The 20,000-nt window shown below is 71.4% G+C and carries 16 protein-coding genes; 12 read left to right on the top strand and 4 right to left on the bottom strand.

The window, feature by feature from the left end; translation table 11 throughout:
* Positions 1 to 5: 5 nt before the first annotated feature.
* The 5 genes from ACFXAZ_RS03460 (at position 6) to ACFXAZ_RS03440 (ending at position 7,082) form a co-directional block, all read left to right on the top strand.
* Entirely contained in the window at positions 6 to 695 is a 690-nt protein-coding gene (locus ACFXAZ_RS03460; protein WP_384584401.1) for a GntR family transcriptional regulator, read from the top strand.
* Positions 696 to 801: 106 nt separating this feature from the next.
* Positions 802 to 2,223: a class II fumarate hydratase gene (locus tag ACFXAZ_RS03455; protein WP_384584398.1), complete on the top strand. Its 1,422-nt coding sequence runs from the start codon at positions 802 to 804 to the stop codon at positions 2,221 to 2,223.
* Between the two features lie 82 nt (positions 2,224 to 2,305).
* A complete protein-coding gene (locus tag ACFXAZ_RS03450) occupies positions 2,306 to 3,025 on the top strand; it encodes a DUF402 domain-containing protein (RefSeq protein WP_384584395.1) in 720 nt (239 codons plus the stop codon).
* A gap of 317 nt (positions 3,026 to 3,342) precedes the next feature.
* Complete coding sequence (locus ACFXAZ_RS03445) at positions 3,343 to 5,457, top strand: SpoIIE family protein phosphatase (RefSeq protein ID WP_384584392.1); 2,115 nt, start codon at positions 3,343 to 3,345, stop codon at positions 5,455 to 5,457.
* Between the two features lie 161 nt (positions 5,458 to 5,618).
* Positions 5,619 to 7,082, top strand: a complete 1,464-nt coding sequence (locus tag ACFXAZ_RS03440) for a catalase (protein ID WP_384584390.1) — start codon at positions 5,619 to 5,621, stop codon at positions 7,080 to 7,082.
* A gap of 46 nt (positions 7,083 to 7,128) precedes the next feature.
* Here the strand turns inward: ACFXAZ_RS03440 and ACFXAZ_RS03435 are convergent, their stop codons facing one another.
* Positions 7,129 to 9,441, bottom strand: a complete 2,313-nt coding sequence (locus tag ACFXAZ_RS03435; protein ID WP_384584387.1) for a transglycosylase domain-containing protein — start codon at positions 9,439 to 9,441, stop codon at positions 7,129 to 7,131.
* Between the two features lie 267 nt (positions 9,442 to 9,708).
* On the opposite strand from ACFXAZ_RS03435, the gene ACFXAZ_RS03430 reads away from it, so the two are divergent.
* The 5 genes from ACFXAZ_RS03430 (at position 9,709) to ACFXAZ_RS03410 (ending at position 14,705) form a co-directional block, all read left to right on the top strand.
* Positions 9,709 to 10,644 (top strand): SPFH domain-containing protein, encoded by a 936-nt coding sequence (locus ACFXAZ_RS03430; protein ID WP_384584384.1) that lies wholly within the window; start codon positions 9,709 to 9,711, stop codon positions 10,642 to 10,644.
* Complete coding sequence (locus ACFXAZ_RS03425) at positions 10,590 to 10,964, top strand: hypothetical protein (protein ID WP_384584382.1); 375 nt, start codon at positions 10,590 to 10,592, stop codon at positions 10,962 to 10,964. Before ACFXAZ_RS03430 ends, ACFXAZ_RS03425 begins: the two co-directional genes overlap by 55 nt.
* 140 nt (positions 10,965 to 11,104) lie before the next feature.
* Positions 11,105 to 11,629 carry a PadR family transcriptional regulator gene (locus ACFXAZ_RS03420; protein ID WP_384584379.1) on the top strand — a complete coding sequence of 175 codons (525 nt, stop codon included), beginning with the start codon at positions 11,105 to 11,107 and terminating at the stop codon, positions 11,627 to 11,629.
* On the top strand, positions 11,626 to 12,327 hold the full coding sequence (locus ACFXAZ_RS03415; protein ID WP_384584376.1) for an ABC transporter ATP-binding protein: 702 nt from the start codon (positions 11,626 to 11,628) through the stop codon (positions 12,325 to 12,327). Before ACFXAZ_RS03420 ends, ACFXAZ_RS03415 begins: the two co-directional genes overlap by 4 nt.
* An 86-nt stretch (positions 12,328 to 12,413) precedes the next feature.
* On the top strand, positions 12,414 to 14,705 hold the full coding sequence (locus tag ACFXAZ_RS03410) for an ABC transporter permease (protein ID WP_384584549.1): 2,292 nt from the start codon (positions 12,414 to 12,416) through the stop codon (positions 14,703 to 14,705).
* A 576-nt stretch (positions 14,706 to 15,281) separates the two neighbouring features.
* On the opposite strand, the gene ACFXAZ_RS03405 is transcribed toward ACFXAZ_RS03410, so the two are convergent.
* Complete coding sequence (locus ACFXAZ_RS03405) at positions 15,282 to 16,262, bottom strand: hydrogen peroxide-inducible genes activator (protein ID WP_384584546.1); 981 nt, start codon at positions 16,260 to 16,262, stop codon at positions 15,282 to 15,284.
* Between the two features lie 169 nt (positions 16,263 to 16,431).
* Here ACFXAZ_RS03405 and ACFXAZ_RS03400 point away from each other — a divergent pair, with 169 nt between their 5' ends.
* Positions 16,432 to 16,986: a peroxiredoxin gene (locus ACFXAZ_RS03400; protein ID WP_384584374.1), complete on the top strand. Its 555-nt coding sequence runs from the start codon at positions 16,432 to 16,434 to the stop codon at positions 16,984 to 16,986.
* 4 nt (positions 16,987 to 16,990) lie between these two features.
* A complete protein-coding gene (locus ACFXAZ_RS03395; protein ID WP_384584371.1) occupies positions 16,991 to 17,524 on the top strand; it encodes an alkyl hydroperoxide reductase in 534 nt (177 codons plus the stop codon).
* A gap of 21 nt (positions 17,525 to 17,545) precedes the next feature.
* On the opposite strand, the gene ACFXAZ_RS03390 is transcribed toward ACFXAZ_RS03395, so the two are convergent.
* Together ACFXAZ_RS03390 and ACFXAZ_RS03385 are read right to left on the bottom strand one after the other, a co-directional pair.
* Entirely contained in the window at positions 17,546 to 18,913 is a 1,368-nt protein-coding gene (locus tag ACFXAZ_RS03390) for an AI-2E family transporter (protein WP_384584368.1), read from the bottom strand.
* 181 nt (positions 18,914 to 19,094) lie between these two features.
* Positions 19,095 to 19,811: a transglycosylase SLT domain-containing protein gene (locus ACFXAZ_RS03385; RefSeq protein ID WP_384584364.1), complete on the bottom strand. Its 717-nt coding sequence runs from the start codon at positions 19,809 to 19,811 to the stop codon at positions 19,095 to 19,097.
* Positions 19,812 to 20,000 lie beyond the last annotated feature (189 nt).

Raw genomic sequence — 20,000 nt, 5'->3', positions numbered from 1 at the left:
GCCGTATGACCCCGCAGCCCCCGCCCCTGCCCGTGCTCGGCGGTACCAAGGCCAGTTACCGCGAGCGGGTCGCCGATGCCCTGCGGGCCGCGCTGATCGCCGGTGAGCTGCGGGCGGGGGAGGTGTATTCGGCGCCGACGCTGGCCGCCCGCTTCGGGATCTCGGTCACCCCGGTGCGCGAGGCCCTGCTGGACCTGGCCAAGGAGGGCCTGCTCGATCCGGTCCCGAACAAGGGCTTCCGGGTCACCGTCGTCTCCGAACGCCAGCTCGACGAGTACACGCACGTCCGCGCGCTGATCGAGATCCCCACCACGGCCGCGCTGGCCGCCACCGCCGACCCGGTGGCCCTGCGGGCGCTGCGCCCGGTCGCCCGCGAGATCGTGACCGCCGCGGCGGCCGGGGATCTGATCGCGTACGTGGAGGCCGACACCCGCTTCCATCTGGGGCTGCTGGCGCTGGCGGGCAACGCCCCGCTGGTGGAGGTGGTCCGCGGGCTGCGCGCGAAGGCCCGGCTGTACGGGCTGACCAAGCTGGTGGCCGAGGGACGCCTCGAAGCGTCCGCCGAGGAGCACCTGGAACTGCTGGACGCCCTCCTCGCCCGCGACGAGAGCGCCGTACGGGCCGTCATGACCCGGCATCTGGGGCATGTGCGGGGGATGTGGGCCGGACCGGCCCACCCGGGAGAGGGAACCTGACGGCGGATCCCCCGGGGGACCTGACGGCGGGACCCCGGGGAATACGCCTCCCGTCCCCCGCGCTCTCCCCTGCGGGGCCCGACCCACTCACGGAGGTACCAGCGCGATGACCACGACCGCAGGCGGCGACCGGAGCGACGACGCCCAGGACTACCGCGTCGAGCACGACTCGATGGGCGAGGTGCGGGTCCCCGCGGACGCCAAGTGGCGGGCGCAGACGCAGCGCGCCGTCGAGAACTTCCCGATCTCGGGGCAGCGCATCGAACGCGCCCACATCGAGGCCCTCGCCCGGATCAAGGGCGCCGCCGCCAAGGTGAACGCTCGTCTCGGGGTGCTCGACAAGGACATCGCCGAGGCGATCCAGGAGGCGGCCGGGGAGGTCGCCGAGGGGACGTGGGACGCGCATTTCCCGGTCGATGTGTTCCAGACCGGTTCGGGCACCTCGTCCAACATGAACACCAACGAGGTCATCGCCACCCTCGCCACCGAGCGGCTGGGCCGCGCGGTGCACCCCAACGACCACGTCAACGCCTCGCAGTCGTCCAACGACGTCTTCCCGTCCTCGATCCACATCGCCGCCACCGCCGCCGTCACCCGCGAGCTGATCCCGGCCCTGGAGCATCTCGCGGCCTCCCTGGAGCGCAAGGCGGAAGAATTCGCCGATGTGGTGAAATCCGGCCGCACCCATCTCATGGACGCCACGCCCGTCACCCTGGGACAGGAGTTCGGCGGGTACGCCGCCCAGGTGAGGTACGGCGTCGAGCGGCTCACCGCCTCCCTGCCCCGTCTCGCCGAGCTGCCGCTGGGCGGCACCGCGGTGGGCACCGGCATCAACACCCCGGCCGGTTTCTCGGCGGCCGTGATCGAGGAGGTCGCCCGCGCCACCGGGCTGCCGCTGACCGAGGCCCGCGACCACTTCGAGGCGCAGGGCGCCCGGGACGGCATCGTGGAGACCAGCGGGCAGCTGCGGACCATCGCGGTCGGTCTGACGAAGATCTCCAACGATCTGCGCTGGATGTCGTCCGGTCCGCGCACCGGCCTCGCCGAGATCGCCCTGCCGGACCTCCAGCCGGGCTCCTCGATCATGCCGGGCAAGGTGAACCCGGTGATCCCGGAGGCCGTGCTCATGGTGTGCGCGCAGGTGACGGGCAATGACACGACGGTGGCGATCGCGGGCGCGGCCGGCAATTTCGAGCTGAACGTGATGCTCCCGGTGATCGCCAAGAACGTCCTGGAATCGATCCGGCTGCTGGCCAACGCCTCCCGGCTGCTGGCCGACCGCACGGTCGACGGCATCACGGCGAACCGCGAGCGCGCCCGCGAGTACGCCGAGTCCTCCCCGTCCGTGGTGACCCCGCTGAACAAGTACATCGGCTACGAGGAGGCCGCGAAGGTCGCCAAGAAGGCCCTGGCCGAGCGGAAGACGATCCGCCAGGTCGTGCTGGAGGGCGGGTACGTCGAGCGCGGCGACCTGACCGGGGCGCAGCTGGACGACGCGCTGGATGTGCTGCGTATGACCCGCCCGTGACGGACGGGGGTCCGCGATGACCGTCGGGTGAACCGTGGCCGGTACCGCAGCGTCCTATGCCGATGGCACCTAATATCTGCCCATGGCGGACGACGACGGAACGGTGACGGACCCGACGGTGACAGCGGCGACAGCGGCGGCAGCGGGCGGCGGCACGGCGTACTGGTCCCCCGGGAGCCAGATCCTGTGGCGGTACCGGGAGAACGGCGGGCCGCGCCCGCACATCGCCCGGCCGGTCACCGTCGTACGGGACGACGCGGAGGTGCTGGCCGTGTGGCTGGCGCCGGGCACCGAGTGCATCAGGCCGGTGCTGGCCGACGGCACGCCGGTCCATCTGGAGCCGCTGGAGACCCGCTACACCAAGCCGCGCACGGTCCAGCGGGACCGCTGGTTCGGCACCGGTGTGCTGAAGCTGGCCAGACCGGGCCAGCCGTGGTCGGTGTGGCTGTTCTGGGATCAGGGCTGGCGGTTCAAGAACTGGTACGTCAACCTGGAGGAGCCGCTGTCCCGTTGGGACGGCGGTGTGGACTCCGAGGATCACTTTCTGGACATCTCCGTGCACCCGGACCGCGGCTGGTCCTGGCATGACGAGGACGAGTTCGCGCAGGCCCGCGGGGACGGTCTGGTGGACGCCGGGCTCGCCGCGCGGGTGCGGGCGGCGGGGCGGGCCGCGGTGGAGGTGATCAACGCCTGGGGCCCGCCGTTCGCCGACGGCTGGCAGCACTGGCGCCCGGACCCCGACTGGGCGGTACCGTCGTTGCCGGACGACTGGGACCGTACGCCCGCGCATGTGTCCTCATGAGACCCTTGATGCGCCCCCGGGCAAGAACCGTAGGATCATCCTCCGCCTCGGGAGCGCGACAGCAACTGCCGGAGCGTGCACGGAGTCTGACCAGATGTCACCGAGGGGCGGCAGGACGTGAGCGAGCGGTACGAGGGCATCAGCCGCGCGGGCCGCGAGCGGTCGGCGAACAACACAGGAACAGCCTCTGACCACGCGGGAATTCCGTTCCTGGGGCACGTATTCCGGGTATCGGGACTTCTGCGGGACGAACACACGCGGCGCGCGGGCCCCCGAAGGGCGCGGCGCGCGGCCCCCGACGGACGGATGCGACACGCGTGACGGAGAACCCCACCTCCTATGAACGCCCCCAGCCGGGCGTCGACCCCGTGGATCCCCGCGGGGCGCTGCTGCACACCCCGCCGCAGCCCGGTGAGCCCGCGCGTGCCGCGCAGGCGCCGGCCGCCGAGAGCCCGCAGGGCACCCCGGTGGGCCCGGACGGCGGCGCGGACCCCCAGCATCCGCACCACCCGCAGCACCCGCAGCAGTCCGAGCACTCCCAGCCGTCCGCCGACGAGCCCTTGGTGGCGCCCCCGGCCCGGGAGAAGCCCGGCGAGGGCGAGAGCGGCCTGATGCTGCGGCCCGCATCGGAGGGCATCCCGGTGCAGCCCGACGCCGCGGGGCGGACCTCGGGCCAGGAGCGGCGCAGCGGACAGGGCAATCCGGCGGTCGGCAGGCCGACGCCGATGCGGCGGGACGGTGACCGGCTGCGGTTCGTGGGCGCGGCCACCCGGCGGATCGCCCGCGGCATGGACCTGGACGAGATCGTGATGGGCCTGTGCCGGGCGACCGTGCCGACGTTCGCCGACGCGATCCTGGTCTATCTGCGCGATCCGCTGCCGGTGGGTGACGAGCGGCCGACCGGGCCGGTGGTGCTGCGGCTGCGGCGCACCGACCGGATCCCCGAGGAGCGGGACACCGAGGGCGGTTTCCTGCCGGTCCAGACGCCGGAGCCCAGCGAGCTGTCCACCGTCACCGCCGAGCTGTGCGAGGTGCGCACGGGCGGCGCCCTCGCGGAGGTGCTGCGTGGGGTGCGGCCGGTGTTCGCCGACGCGCCCGCCGCCCGCGCCGCGCTGCCGGAGCTGCTCGGTGACGACGCCGAACTCGTCGTACCCGCCGGGCTGCGGGCGATCCTGGCGCCGCTGCGGGGCCGGCGCCGGGTGATCGGCGCGGCGGTGTTCCTGCGCGGCCCGGAGCGGCTCGCCTTCGAGGCCGACGATCTGCTGGTCGCCGCCCAGCTCGCCACGCACAGCGCGCTCGGCATCGACAAGGCGGTGCTGTACGGGCGCGAGGCGTACATCGCCGACGAGTTGCAGCGCACGATGCTCCCGGAGACCCTGCCCCGCCCCACGGGCGTGCGGCTGGCCTCGCGCTATCTCCCGGCCGCCGAGACCGCGCGGGTCGGCGGCGACTGGTACGACGCCATTCCGCTGCCCGGCAGCCGGGTCGCGCTGGTCGTCGGGGACGTCATGGGTCACTCCATGACATCGGCGGCCATCATGGGCCAGCTGCGCACGACCGCGCAGACCCTGGCCGGGCTGGATCTGCCGCCGCAGGAGGTCCTGCACCATCTGGACGAGCAGGCCCAGCGGCTGGGCGCCGACCGCATGGCGACCTGTCTGTACGCGGTGTACGACCCGGTCTCGCACCGCATCACCATCGCCAACGCCGGGCACCCGCCGCCCGTGCTGCTGCACCTCGGCGGCCGGGCGGAGGTGCTGTCGGTGCCCGCGGGCGCCCCGATCGGCGTCGGCGGGGTGGACTTCGAGGCGGTGGAGCTGGACGCGCCCGCCGGGGCCACCCTGCTGCTGTACACGGACGGTCTGGTGGAATCCAGGCTGCGCGACGTATGGACCGGCATAGAGCAGCTGCGGGAGCGGCTCGCCGCGACCGCCCAGCTCACCGGCCCGGACCATCCGCCGCCCCTTGAGGCGCTGTGCGACGAGGTGCTCGACATGCTCGGTCCCGGCGACCGGGACGACGACATCGCGCTGCTCGCCGCCCGCTTCGACGGGATCGCGCCCAACGACGTGGCGTACTGGTTCCTGGAACCCGAGGACGCCGCGCCCGGCAAGGCCCGGCGCCTCGCCCGGCGGGCGCTGACCCGCTGGGGCCTTGAGGACCTGACGGATTCGGTGGAACTGCTGGTCAGCGAGGTCGTGACCAACGCCGTGCGATACGCGTCGAAGCCGGTGACCCTGCGGCTGCTGCGCACGGACGTGCTGCGCTGCGAGGTCGGCGACGATGTGCCCCAGCTGCCCCGGCTGCGGCAGGCGCGCGCCACCGACGAGGGCGGACGCGGGCTGTATCTGGTGAACCGGCTGGCGAGGCGCTGGGGTGCGACCCGGCTGAGCACCGGCAAGGTGGTGTGGTTCGAGCTGAACAAAACCTGACCGGACTCGGACTCGGTACGAATCTGGATTCCATGCAAGTCCGGGACACCGCCGGACCTGGAACATATCCAGAAGTTGCCGATGTACCGGTGACGGAGTTGAGTGGGTGGGGTGAGCCAAGCGACCTGACGACCTCATGAAGCCTCTGAAGGAGGACGCTCATGACGCAGACGCCCCAGCGCGCGCCCTACACCACCAACAACGCCGGGATTCCGGTGGAGAGCGACGAACACTCGCTGACGATCGGCGACACCGGACCCATCCTTCTCCAGGATCACTATCTGATCGAGAAGATGGCCCAGTTCAACCGGGAACGGGTCCCCGAGCGGGTGGTCCACGCGAAGGGTTCCGGCGCCTACGGCACCTTCGAGGTGACCAACGACGTCAGCCAGTTCACCAAGGCCGATCTGTTCCAGCCGGGCCGCCGCACCGAGATGCTGGCCCGCTTCTCCACCGTCGCGGGTGAGCAGGGCTCCCCCGACACCTGGCGCGACCCGCGCGGCTTCGCGCTGAAGTTCTACACCGAGTACGGCAACTACGACCTGGTCGGCAACAACACCCCGGTGTTCTTCGTCCGGGACCCGCAGAAGTTCCAGGACTTCATCCGCTCCCAGAAGCGGCGCCCGGACAGCGGGCTGCGCGACAACGACATGCAGTGGGACTTCTGGACCCTGTCCCCCGAGTCGGCGCACATGGTGACCTGGCTGATGGGTGACCGGGGCATCCCGAAGACGTACCGGAACATGAACGGCTACTCGTCCCACGCCTATATGTGGGTCAACGGCGGCGGCGAGCGGTTCTGGATCCAGTACCACCTCAAGACCGACCAGGGCATCGACTTCCTCACCCAGGCGGACGCCGACCGGCTCGCCGGGGAGGACGCGGATCTGCACCGGCGGGACCTGTTCCAGGCGATCGACCGCGGCGACAACCCGTCCTGGACGATGTATGTGCAGGTCATGCCGTTCGAGGACGCGCCGGACTACCGGTTCAACCCGTTCGACCTCACCAAGGTGTGGCCGCACGGCGACTATCCGCTGATCGAGGTCGGCCGGATGACCCTCGACAAGAACCCCGAGGACTACTTCGTCCACATCGAGCAGGCCGCGTTCGAGCCGTCGAACCTGGTGCCGGGCATCGGCCCGTCGCCGGACAAGATGCTGCTCGGGCGGCTGTTCTCGTACCCGGACACCCACCGGTACCGGATCGGGCCGAACTACGCGCAGCTGCCGCCCAACCGGGCGCGGTCGGCCGTCCACTCCTACGCCAAGGACGGGCCCATGCGGTACGAGCCCGCCCGGACGGCGGCGCCCTACGCGCCCAATTCGTACGGTGGGCCCGCGGCCGATGTCGACCGGTTCGGGGACATCGCCGGGTGGCGGGCCGCCGGGGAGATGGTCCGGGAGGCCTACTCGCTGCACCGGGAGGACGACGACTTCGGGCAGGCCGGGACGATGGTCCGCGAGGTGCTGGACGACGCCGCCCGGGAGCGGCTGGCGTCGAACATCACCGGGCATCTGGCCAACGGGGTCTCCCGGCCGGTGCTGGAGCGTGCCCTTCAGTACTGGCGCAATGTGGACAAGGAGCTGGGCGACCGGATCGCCGGCGCCTTCAACGGGAAGTAGACGCCGGCGCCTTCGTCCGTAGGGGTCCCCGTCGGACGGCCAAGGGTCACTCCTGCTGCCAGGGGTCCTCCGGGGTGGTGGGCGGCTGCGGGCTGGTGCTGGTGGGCGGGCCCGAGGTCGGGGTCTCGGACGGGGGCTCCTCGGTGGTGGGTTCCTCCGTCGGTTCCTCCGTGGTCGTCGGCTCCTGGGTCGTCGGCTCCTCGGTCGGGGTCTCCACGGGTGCCTCGGTCGTCGGCTCCTGGGTGGTGGGCTCCTGCGTCGGTTCCTGGGTCGGTGTGGGTGTCCAGGTCGGCGCGACCCCGGCGCCCTGGTCGGTGTCCAGGTCGAACTCGGTGACCTTGCCCATCGCGCCGAAGGTGTACTGCGCCCAGATCTGCGCCGGGATGCCACCGCCGTTGACCCGGCCCGTGCCCGGCAGGGTGCCGGTCGCGCCCTTCATGTCGACCTGGTCGCCGGACCCGGCGTCCTCGCCGAACAGGCCGACCGAGGTCACCAGGGCCGGGGTGTAGCCGGTGAACCAGGCCGAGCGGCCGTAGTCGGAGGTGCCGGTCTTGCCCGCCACCTGCTGGCCGTCGCGCTCCGGGTTCTCCCGGACCGAGGTGCGGGCCGTGCCGTCGTCGACCACGCCGGTGAGCACCGAGGTGACCGTGTCGGCGGCCTCGCGGCTGATCACCTGCTCCCCGATCGGGTCGGGCAGCTCCACCACCGTGTCCTTGTGCTCCACGGAGGCGAGGATCGTCGGTGTGACCTTCTTGCCGTGGTTGTCGAGGGTGGCGTAGATGCCGGCCATCTCCAGCGGGCTGGCGCCCATGGAGCCCAGGGTCTGCGCGGGCACCGCCTCCATGCCGTCGGTGTCCATGCCGAGCAGGGCGGCGACCTCCATCACCTTGTCCATGCCGACGTCCACGCCCATCTGCGCGAACACGGAGTTGATGGACTTGTTCATCGCCGTCTGCACGGTGACATCGCCGTAGTCGACGTCGTCCTCGTTCGGCGGGGCGAAGCCCACCTCCTGGCCGCCGTCCTCGACCGGGCGCTTGCTGTCACCGTCGTAGACCGTGTCGGCCGTGATCGGATCGCCGTCCTGGGTCTGGGACTTCTCCTCCACGGCCGCCGCCAGGATCACCGGCTTGAAGGTGGACGCCGGCTGGTAGTCCCGTCTGGTGGCGTTGTTGCGGTAGTGCTCGACATAGTCGGCGCCGCCGTACATCGCCACGACCTCGCCGGTCTTGGGGTCGACGGAGACCGCGCCGGGCTGGATGTTCGCGTCGACGTCGCGTTCGTCCGGGTCGAGCTTGCTGATCAGCTGGTCCTCGGCGGCCTTCTCCAGCTCGTCCTGCTTCTTCTTGTCGATGCTGAGGGTGATGGTCCAGCCGCCGCGCTTGACCATCGCGAGGGCGTCGTCCGTGTCCTCCGCCGAACCCTGGGCGACCAGTTGCCCGGCGAGTTCCTCGTTGGCCGCGTCGACCAGATAGCCGGTCTGGCCTTCGAGACCGGGCGTGCCCTGCGGCTCCTTCGGCACCGGGAACGTCATGCCCTGCCGCGCGGAGGCGTCCAGCCAGCCCTCCCCGACCATGTTGTCCAGGACGTAGTTCCAGCGCTCCTGCACCAGCTTCTTGCCGGTCTCGGACGCCGCCGCCCAGTCGTACTGGCTCGGCGCCTGGAGCAGCGCCGCGAGATACGCGCCCTGTTCGACGGTCAGCTGGTCGGCGTCGACGCGGTAGTAGGCCTGCGCCGCGGCCTGGATGCCGTAGGCGTTGCGGCCGTAGAAGCTGGTGTTGATGTATCCGGCGAGGATGTCGTCCTTGGACTTCTCGCGGTCCACCTTCAGGGAGATCACCAGCTCCTTGAGCTTGCGGGTGACCGTCTGTTCCTGGGTCAGGTAGTAGTTCTTGACGTACTGCTGGGTGATGGTCGAGCCGCCCTGGGTGCCCTTGCCGGACAGGGTGTTGAGCAGTCCCCGGGCGGTGCCCTTGAGGTCGACGCCGGAGTCCTCGTAGAACGTCTTGTTCTCGGCGGCGACGAAGGTGCGCTGCACGTCCTTGGGGACCCGCGCGAGGTCCACGATCTCCCGGTTGATCTCGCCGCTGCGGGTCAGCAGCGTGCCGTCGCTGTACTGGTAGACGTTGCTCTGCTCCTGCGCCACCGCGTTGCCCTCGGGTATGTCGATCACCATGTAGAGCACGATGAACGCCCCGATGCACAGCAGGCAGAAGCCGAGGAACGTACCGAGCAGCTTCCGCCAGGTCAGGAAGCGGCGTATGCCGGTCCGCCCCTCCGCGCGGGGCGAACGGCGGCCCTTGGAGGCGGCGCGGCGCGCACCGCGCTGTCGCGCTCGTCTCTCTTCCGCTCGTCCCATGGGTCCGTGTACTCCGCTTCGTTCTCGTCCGTCACATCCGTGTGGGCTCGGGTCGGCTCAGAAGCTAACACCGCCGTCTGTGCCGAAGTGGGAATGATCCGGTCATTTACGGACGTGAGAATCCGCACGTGTCCTGACCTGGCCCACTGAAACCGACGAACGAAGGGGGGTTGGGGTTGCCGTGGTCGGGTAAAGTGTTATCACTTAGCTAGACGAATGCTAGCGGGCTCCCGTCGGGAGTCCGCGCCGAGAGACGGGGGCCCAGTCATGTCCATATCCGAAACCGCGCAGGTGCCGGACAGTCCGGCGATGCCGGAGCCGAGGGTCCGGGAGTTCGCCGCGCACAGTGTCGGCGGCGGCCTGGTGCTGGTGCTCGGCCTGATCGGGCTGTTCGGCGGGGTGGGGATCGCGGTGTCCGCCGTCGCCGTCTCGTCGTCCGGCGGCAAGGCCGCGCTGATCATCGGCGGCTGTGTGCTCGCGCTCACCGCCTTCATCGTGATGTGCGGGCTGAACACGGTGGCACCGGGCGAGGCCCGGGTGGTCCAGCTCTTCGGCCGCTACCGGGGCACCATCCGGCAGGACGGACTGCGCTGGGTGAACCCGCTCACCGACCGCGCGAAGATCTCCACCCGGGTGCGCAACCACGAGACGGCCGTCCTGAAGGTGAACGACGCCTACGGCAACCCGGTCGAGCTGGCGGCGGTCGTGGTCTGGCGGGTGGAGGACACCGCGCAGGCCGTCTTCGAGGTGGACGACTACATCGAGTTCGTCTCCACCCAGACCGAGGCGGCCGTGCGGCACATCGCCATCGAGTACCCGTACGACGCCCATGAGGAGGACGGGCTCTCGCTGCGCGGCAACGCCGAGGAAATCACCGAGAAGCTCGGCGTCGAACTCCACGCCCGGGTCGAGGCGGCCGGCGTGCAGATCATCGAGTCCCGCTTCACGCACCTCGCCTACGCGCCCGAGATCGCCTCGGCGATGCTCCAGCGGCAGCAGGCGGGCGCGGTGGTCGCGGCCCGGCGGCAGATCGTGGACGGGGCGGTCGGGATGGTCGAGGCGGCGCTGGCCCGGATCGCCGAGCAGGACATCGTGGAGCTGGACTCGGAACGGAAGGCGGCGATGGTGTCCAACCTGCTGGTCGTGCTGTGCGGGGACCGCTCGGCGCAGCCGGTTCTCAACACCGGGACGCTCTACCAGTGACCGGCCCCTCGGCAGGCACCGGCCCCGAACGCCGGCCGCAGCAGCGCAAGCAGGTGCTGCTGCGGTTGGACCCCGCGGTGTACGAGTCGCTGGCGCGCTGGGCGTCCGACGAGCTGCGGTCGGCCAACGCGCAGATCGAGTTCCTGCTGCGGCGGGCACTGGCGGAGGCGGGCCGGCTGCCGGGGGAGGCCCGGCCGATCCCACGGCGGGGGCGTCCGCCGGGGGCGGCGGGGTCCCCTGGAGCGGCGGGGTCAGTGGGGTCGGCGGATGCCTCCGGCTCCCCGGATTCCTCGGGTACGCCGGGTTCCCCGGGTTCCTAGGCCGGCCGGCAGCCGTACCCCCGTCACGGAACCGTGACAATGCCCCTCACCTGCACTTTCACCCTCCCCTTCGCCTCCATCCATGATCTACACACTCCGGGTATACACATGGCGTATACCCGGTGTGTAGAGTGCTCGGCATGTCCATCGGTCACACCCTTCTGGGTCTCCTGGAGTCCGGGCCGCGTCACGGCTACGACCTCAAGCGGGCCTTCGACGAAAAGTTCGGTCAGGACCGGCCTCTGCACTACGGCCAGGTCTACTCCACGATGTCCCGGCTGCTGAAGCACGGGCTCGTGGAGGTCGACGGCATCGAGCCCGGCGGCGGCCCCGAACGCAAGCGGTACGCCATCACCGACGCCGGGATCACCGACGTCCAGCAGTGGCTCGCGACGCCGGAGAAGCCGGAGCCGTATCTCCAGTCCACGCTCTACACCAAGGTCGTCCTCGCGCTGCTCACCCGGCGCGACGCCGCCGGGATCCTCGACACCCAGCGTTCGGAGCATCTGCGGATGATGCGCATCCTCACCGACCGCAAGCGCAAGGGCGATCTCGCCGACCAGCTGATCTGCGACCACGCGCTGTTCCACCTGGAGGCCGACCTGCGCTGGCTGGAACTGACCGCGGCCCGTCTGGACCGGCTCGCCGAGGCGGTGGCCAAGTGAGCGTTCCCGCCCCCGTTCCCGCCGGTTCCCTGCTCACCGCGCGCGAGCTGCGCAAGTCGTACGGTCCCACCACGGCGCTGGACGGCGCCGAGTTCTCCATCCACCCCGGCGAGGTGGTCGCCGTGATGGGCCCCTCCGGGTCGGGCAAGTCGACCCTGCTGCACTGTCTCGCCGGGATCGTGACGCCCGACTCGGGCTCGATCACGTACAACGGCCGTGAGATGGCCACCATGAACGACACCCAGCGCAGTGCGCTGCGCCGCTCCGAGTTCGGGTTCGTCTTCCAGTTCGGGCAGCTGGTGCCCGAACTGACCTGTGTGGAGAACGTGGCGCTGCCGCTGCGGCTGAACGGCACGCCCCGCAAGGCGGCCGAGCGTGCCTCGCTGGCCTGGATGGAGCGGCTGGAGGTCGACGATCTGAGCGCCAAGCGGCCCAGCGAGGTCTCCGGCGGCCAGGGACAGCGCGTCGCCGTGGCGCGGGCGCTGGTCACCGGCCCCCGGGTGCTGTTCGCCGACGAGCCGACCGGCGCGCTCGACTCGCTCAACGGCGAGCGCGTGATGGACCTGCTCACGGACGCGGCCCGCTCCACCAACGCCGCCGTCGTGCTGGTCACCCACGAGGCACGGGTGGCCGCCTACTCCGACCGTGAACTGGTCGTACGGGACGGCAGGTCGCGGGACATGGAGCGCGTCGTATGACCGTCACCCGGCCCGCGCCCTCCACCGCGCCGCCCGAGCCGACCCGCGCGACCCCCTTCCTCACCCAGTGGGCGCGCGATCTCTCCATGGGTGTCCGGTTCGCGTTCGGCGGACGCGGCGGCCGGGCGCGGGCGCTGCTCACCGCCGTCGGGGTCGGCCTCGGGGTGGCGGTGCTGCTGCTCACCACGGCCATCCCGAACGCGCTGGCCGTGCGGGACCAGCGCGAACAGGCCCGCCAGGACTATTCGTTCGACTCCCCGCCGATACCGGTCACCGACCGGACCCTGCTCGTCGCGTCGGTCGACACCACCTTCCGCGAGGACGATGTGCGCGGCCGGGTGCTCCAGCAGGAGGGCGCGCGGGCGCCGCTGCCGCCGGGTGTGGCGAAGTGGCCGGCGCCGGGGACGATGGTGGTCTCGCCCGCGCTCCAGAAGTTGCTCGCCTCTCCGGGCGGCGCGCTGCTGCGCGAGCGGCTGCCCGAGCGGATCGTCGGCACCATCGCCGAGCCGGGTCTGATCGGCTCGCACGAACTCGCCTTCTACCGGGGCGGCGAGAACCTGGCGGAGCAGCTCGGCGGCCCGGTCCGGCGGATCGACTCCTTCGGGCGGGACGACGGGATCTCCGAGCCCTGGGACCCCGTACTGCTGCTGCTGATCCTGGTCATCGTCGTGGTGCTGCTGATGCCGGTGGCGGTCTTCGTCGCCGCGGCCGAGCGGTTCGGCGGCGAGGGACGCGACCGGCGGCTCGCGGCGCTGCGGCTGGTGGGCTCCGACAGCGCGATGACGCGTCGGGTGGCGGCGGGCGAGGCGCTCGCCGGATCGGTCCTCGGGCTGGTCCTCGGCATGGCCTTCTTCCTGGTGGGCCGGCAGCTCGCGGGCTCCGCCGAGGTGTTCGACGTCAGCGCCTTCCCCAGCTATCTCAACCCCTCCCCGGTGCTCGCCGTGCTGGTCGCGGTGCTGGTGCCGACCGCCGCGGTCGCGGTGACCCTGTTCTCGCTGCGCGGGGTGGTCATCGAGCCGCTGGGCGTGGTCCGTACGGCGAAGCCGCGCCGACGCCGGCTGTGGTGGCGGCTGCTGCTGCCGCTGGCCGGTCTGGGGCTGCTGTACCCGATGCTCGGGCAGGGCCGCGACGACGGCGACTTCAACCAGTACCTGGTCACCGGCGGTGTGGTGCTGCTGCTGGTCGGCGTGACCGCGCTGCTGCCGTGGATCGTGGAGCGGTTCGTGGCCCGGCTCGGCGGCGGCCCGGTCTCCTGGCAGCTCGCGGTGCGCAGGCTCCAGCTGAGCAGTGGTACGGCGGCCCGCACGGTCAACGGCATCGCGGTGGCGGTCGCCGGCGCGATCGCCCTCCAGATGCTGTTCACCGGCGTGGCGAGCGACTACACCAGCGCGACCGGGAAGGACACCCAGCGCGTCCAGATGCAGGTGAGCATGCCCGCGGGCACTCCGACGGAGACGGCGGCCACCGCGCTCGCCGCGACCGACGGGGTACGGAAGGTGTACGCGTACGCCGAGGGCTATGTGTCCGACAAGGCGAAGGACCCGAACCTGGGCAGCGCGGTGACCGTGGGCAGCTGCGCCGACCTGGTGGAGATGGCCGAGCTGCCTTCCTGCCGGGAGGGCGATGTGTTCGCCGTGGCCGACGCGGAGTACGACAGCGACACCGCCGCCCTGGGCAAGCAGGGCCGCACGGTGTACTTCGACCCGACCTACGGCGAGGACCGGGGCACCGAACTGGCCTGGACCCTGCCCGCCCTCAAGCGGGCCGAGGCGACGACCACGATGATGGGGTACACCGACAAGGGCGGCCTGCTGGTCACCCCGTCGGCGCTGCCCGAGCGGGCGCGCGCGCTGCTGACGGGCGAGCTGTACCTGGCGATCGACACCTCCGTGCCGGACGCCTTCGAGCGGGCCCGCAACACCGCGGCGCGGATCGACCCGCTGTCCGACCCGATGATGTGGGCCGCCTCGCAGACCGCCGACCGCTACACCTCCATCGGCACCGGCCTGTATGTCGGCTCCGCCTGTGTGCTGCTGCTGATCGGGGCGAGCCTGCTGGTCTCCCAGCTGGAGCAGTTGCGTGAGCGCAAGAAGCTGCTGTCGTCGCTGATCGCCTTCGGCACCCGGCGCTCCACGCTGACCCTGTCGGTGCTGTGGCAGACGGCGATCCCCATCGCCCTCGGCCTGCTGCTGGCCAATGTGGTGGGCCTGGTCCTGGGTTCGGTCCTGCTGCGCATGTCGGACACCCCGGTCCGGGTGGACTGGGGAAGCGTGCTGACCATGACGGGCATCGGCGCGGGGGTCGTCCTCGCGGTGACCGCACTGAGCCTGCCACCGCTGCTGCGCCTGATGCGCCCGGACGGACTCCGCACGGAGTGAACGGGGGTCGCCGGGCCGGCGCCGGGGGCCCACCGCGCGCCGCCCGCCCGCCGGTCCCACCCACCTGACACCGCCCGGCGGCATCAGGCACGGTGCCCCAAGGGGGCGGCTCCGGGGGCGCACCCCAGAGAGGGCGCCCCCACGGCACGCCAGGCACGGGCCCTCGGACGGGCGGTGGTACGTGGGTCAATGCCCGGCACACCGACCGGGAGCCACGGGGCTCGCGCCTCCGCCGGGCCGGATGCCCGGGCCCACGTCCCCGTGGCGTCGTCCGCCCGTCGGACGGGCCCGCAGCGTCAGGCGCGGCCTCGCGAAGGGGGCAGCCCCGGCAGCGTCAGGCACAGCCTCCTGAAAGAAGCGCGGCCCCGGCAGCATCAAGCACGCCCCCCCCAGAGAGGGCGCCCCACGGCACGTCGAGCGCGGGCCCTCGGACCGCAGTGGCACGTGGGTCGGTGCCGGGCACACCGAACGGGAGCCATCGAGCACGCGCCCCGCACACCTTTCGCGCCCTTGAGGCACCGAGGGAGCGTGCACGGCGTCCCCGATCAGCCGGGAGGCGGAAGGCGACGACCGGCCCTAACCCCCCACCACCCGGACCGGCAACCCCGCCATCGCCTCCCTCAGGGCCGCCGCCAGTTCCGTGTACTCCGCGGAGCGGGCGGCGCCCGTGCGCATGACGAGGGCGATCCGGCGGGTGGGCGCCGGTTCGGCGAAGGACCCGGTGAGCAGGCCGCTGGAGCGACTGGTCTCCACCGTGACGGCGGTGCGCGGCAGCAGCGTCACCCCGAGCCCGCCCGCGACCAGCTGCACCAGCGTGGACAGCCCGGCCGCGGTGGTCGTCGCCGGGATCCCCTCCCGGCGCCCGCCCGTACCCGGTGACGACCCGCGCCCCTCCGCCTTGATGTCCCGGCAGATCTCCAGCGCCTGGTCGCGCAGACAGTGCCCCTCGTCGAGCAGCAGCAGCCGCAGCTCGCGCAGCGCCTCGCGCGCGATGCCCTCGCGCCCGCCGAGCGGATGCCCGAGCGGGGTGACCAGCACGAAGTCCTCGTCGAAGAGGGGCAGTTCGGTGACGCCGGGAACACCGAGCGGCACGGCGAGCAGCAGCAGGTCCAGCCGGCCCGAGGTGAGCCCGTCGAGCAGGCTCGCGGTCTGTTCCTCGTGCACCTGGAGGTCCAGCTCGGGATAGCGGTCGTGCGCCAGCCGCAGCACGGTCGGCAGCAGATACGGCGCCACGGTCGGGATCGCCCCGAGCCGCAGCGCGCCGGTGAACGGGGCCCGTACCGCCGCCGCCTCCTCCAACAGCGCGGCCACCTCCACCAGCACCGCCTTGGCCCGTACGGCGAGCCGCTCACCGGCCGGTGACAGCAGCACCTTGCGGGTGGTGCGCTCCACCAGGGTGACACCGAGGGTCTCCTCCAGCGCGGCCACCGCCCCGGACAGCGCGGGCTGGCTCATGCCGATGGCCGCCGCCGCGTCCCGGAAGTGCAGATGCTCGGCGACCGCCGCGAAGGCCCGCAACTGGGCCAGACTCGGCTGCCGCCGCTTCCCCGCCGACAGCCCCACCGTATTCCCCACACCCTTACCCAGGGTCACTGATAGCCCCCTCCGATCAACCCGACCGAGTGTAGCTATTTCCGCAATCAATCCAGCTTGTGCGAGCATCGGGCACGTCCAACCCATGGGAAACGCCCCCGCGAGGGGTGTCTCCTCGCTACAAGGAGAGCTAGTGCTCACTGTCGGTGACAAGTTCCCCGAGTTCGAACTCACGGCCTGTGTCTCGCTGGAGAAGGGCAAGGAGTTCGCGGAGATCCACCACAAGTCCTACGAGGGCAAGTGGCTCGTGGTCTTCGCGTGGCCGAAGGACTTCACCTTCGTGTGCCCGACCGAGATCGCCGCCTTCGGGAAGCTGAACGACGAGTTCGCCGACCGTGACGCCCAGATCCTCGGCTTCTCCGGCGACTCCGAGTTCGTCCACCACGCCTGGCGCAAGGACCACGACGACCTGCGCGACCTGCCGTTCCCGATGCTGGCCGACTCCCGGCACGAGCTGATGCGGGACCTGGGCATCGAGGGCGAGGACGGCTTCGCGCAGCGTGCGGTGTTCGTGGTCGACCCTAACCGCGAGATCCAGTTCACGATGGTCACCGCCGGTTCCGTGGGCCGTAACCCCAAGGAGGTCCTGCGGGTCCTCGACGCCCTCCAGACGGACGAGCTGTGCCCGTGCAACTGGACCAAGGGCGAGGACACGCTGGACGCGGGCGCGCTGCTCGCCGGAGAGTGAGTCCATGTCCCTCGACTCCCTCAAGTCCCGCATACCGGACTACGCCAAGGACCTGAAGCTCAACCTCGGCTCGGTCATCGGCAACTCCGGCCTGCCGGCCCAGCAACTGTGGGGCACGGTCCTGGCGACCGCCATCGCCTCCCGCTCCCCGATCGTGCTGCGCGAACTGGCGCCGGAGGCCGAGGAGAACCTGTCGCCGGAGGCGTACACGGCCGCCAGGTCAGCCGCCGCGATCATGGCGATGAACAACGTCTTCTACCGCACCCGCCATCTGCTGTCGGACCACGAGTACGGCACCCTGCGCGCGGGCCTGCGGATGAACGTCATCGGCAACCCCGGCGTCGACAAGGTCGACTTCGAGCTGTGGTCCTTCGCCGTCTCCGCCATCAACGGCTGCGGCCTGTGCCTCGACTCCCACGAGCAGGTGCTGCGCAAGGCGGGCGTGGACCGCGAGACCGTCCAGGAGGCGTTCAAGATCGCCTCCGTGATCCAGGCGGTCGGCGTCACCCTCGACGCCGAGGCCGTGCTCTCCGAGTAGCACCCCGTACGTCGGCCCCGCTCACCCCTGGTGGGCGGGGCTTTCGGCGTCCGGCCCACCCTCAAGGACCGCGGCCCCGGACCCCGCGCCGTCCTCGACGGCCGCGTCCTCGGGGGCCGACCGGGCCGGGACGACCTTCCCGGCGCCCTCCTCGTCGTACCGCCCCTGCGCGTAGGCCCGCAGATACCCGACCACCGTGTTCGTCACCGCCACCAGCGGTACGGCCACCACCGCGCCGCCGATCCCGGCCACCAGGCCGCCCGCCGCGACCGCCAGGACCACCGCCAGCGGATGCACCCGCACGGCCCGGCCCAGGATGAACGGCTGGAGGATGTGGCCCTCGATCTGCTGCACCGCGAGCACCACGGCCAGGGTCATCACCCCGGTGAACACGCCCTGGGTGACCAGCGCGACGACCACCGCGAGGGCACCGGAGATGACCGCGCCGACCAGCGGGATGAACGCGCCCAGGAAGATGAAGACGGCCAGCGGGACCGCCATCGGGACATCCAGGAAGTAGATGCCCAGGCCGATGAAGGTGGCGTCTATGAGGGCCACGACGACCGTGCCGCGCACATAGGCGGTCAGGGTGCGCCAGGCGCGCGGTCCGGCGCCCGCCACGCCGGGCCGGGCCGCCGCGGGCACCAGCTTCAGCGCCCACTCCCAGATCCGCCGGCCGTCGTAGAGCAGGAACAGGGTGCAGAACGCGGCGAGTGCGATGCCCGTCAGCGCCTCCACGATGACCGTGACGCCCGCCAGTCCGACGGAGGTGATCTCGTCGGTGTTGGCGCCCACCGCGTCGCGCAGATTGGCGGCGATGTCGTTGATCTGTGCCTCGGTGACATGGAACGGGCTGTTGAGCAGCCAGCGCCGCAACTCCTCGATGCCGTCCTGGACCTGGTCGGAGAGAGTGTCGATGTTCTCCATGACCTGCCAGGTCACGAACCACCCGATCAGCCCCATCACCACGAACCCGAGGATCGCGGTCAGCGCGGTGGCCGGTCCGCGCGGCACCCCGTACCGGCGCAGCGCGGCCACGGTCGGCTGGAGCAGCGCGGTCATCAGCAGCGCGGCGACGAACGCGAGCACCACCAGCTGTACGGCGCTGATGACCCGCATCAGCACCCACAGCGTGCCGGCCAGCACCAGCAGCCGCCAGCCCGCCTCCGCGGCGACCCGCACCCCCCAGGGCACGACCTGTACGGGGTCGGGCCGGGCCGGTCGGGCGGGCTGATGCGCGGGGGGCGGCGGGATCCGCTCGGCGTGGCCGTCCGGTTCGGGCCGGATGTCGTCCTCTTCGTCGGCCTCGGCGCGACGCGCCTCCAACCGCTCGCCCATGTCGGTCAGTCCGGTACCGATCCGGCCGAGCCACCTTGGCACTCGCGACATGATCCGTCCTCTTCCCCCGTCCTTCCCCACCACTCCCCCCTGGAGTCGCCGTATCCGACCGTACAGGGCGAAAGCCCCTCCCCCTAGGACGGGGAGGGGCTTCACGAGGTTGAGCGGGGGGCCGCAAAGGAGTGCGAGGACCGCGCTGCCGAGGTGCGGCCGGTACCGGACGCCGGGCCGTCTAGTACCAGTTGTTGGCCTGCCAGAACGACCAGGCGTCACACGGGCTGCCGTAGCGCTCGTTCATATAGCTGAGGCCCCATTTGATCTGGGTGGCCGGGTTGGTCTGCCAGTCGGCGCCGGCGGAGACGTACTTGCCGGCGGGCAGGGCCTGGAAGAGACCGTAGGCACCCGAGGAGGGGTTGACCGCCTTGTAGTTCCAGTCGGACTCGTGGTCCACGATGTTGCTGAAGCAGGTCCACTGGCCGGATGGCACCATCTGACGGGCCATGGCCTGGATCTGGGCGACCGTGTAGGAGCTCTGGACGCTGAAGCTGGTCGCGTCGGCGGCGGCCTCTTCGCTGGCGGCCTCCTCGGCCGCCTCGGCCTCTGCGCGCTCCTTGGCCTCCTGCTCGGCCTTGGCCTTGGCCTCCTCGGCGGCTGCCTTCTTCGCGACGGCGGATTCGGCCGCAGCCTTGCGGGCGGTCTCCTCCGCATCCTTCTTGGCGCTCGCGTCCGCGGCGATGGCCTGGACATTGGCCTGCTGCGTGAGGGACGCGGTCTGTACCTGGGCCTGCTGGCCTGTGGGTATGTCCGCGAGGAGTGTCAGGTCGGTCGCCGTCGCTTCGGCATCGTTGTTCTGCGCGATGCTGCCCGAGGCAACACCGACAACGCTTCCGACGGCGGTGACCGCGGTGGCCGAGGCCACTGCGAACCCCCGGACCGAGATCCGGCTCACACGGTTTCCTTCCAGCGTCGCCCGCTTCGGTGACCCTCACGGACGCGATCGTGCCCCTTGCGCTGGCCTCCCAACTGCGGGGTCACGGGAGGCGCGGGCCCGGTGGGCAACTCCCGAATGGGAGCGCCGCGAAGTGCTTGGGCGGCATACGGCGACGATGTGGAGTTTGCGGTGGTGCCGTACCCCTCG

Source organism: Streptomyces sp. NPDC059477, assembly GCF_042749375.1.
Lineage (GTDB): Bacteria > Actinomycetota > Actinomycetes > Streptomycetales > Streptomycetaceae > Streptomyces.
This window is presented reverse-complemented; position numbering and strand designations above follow the sequence as displayed.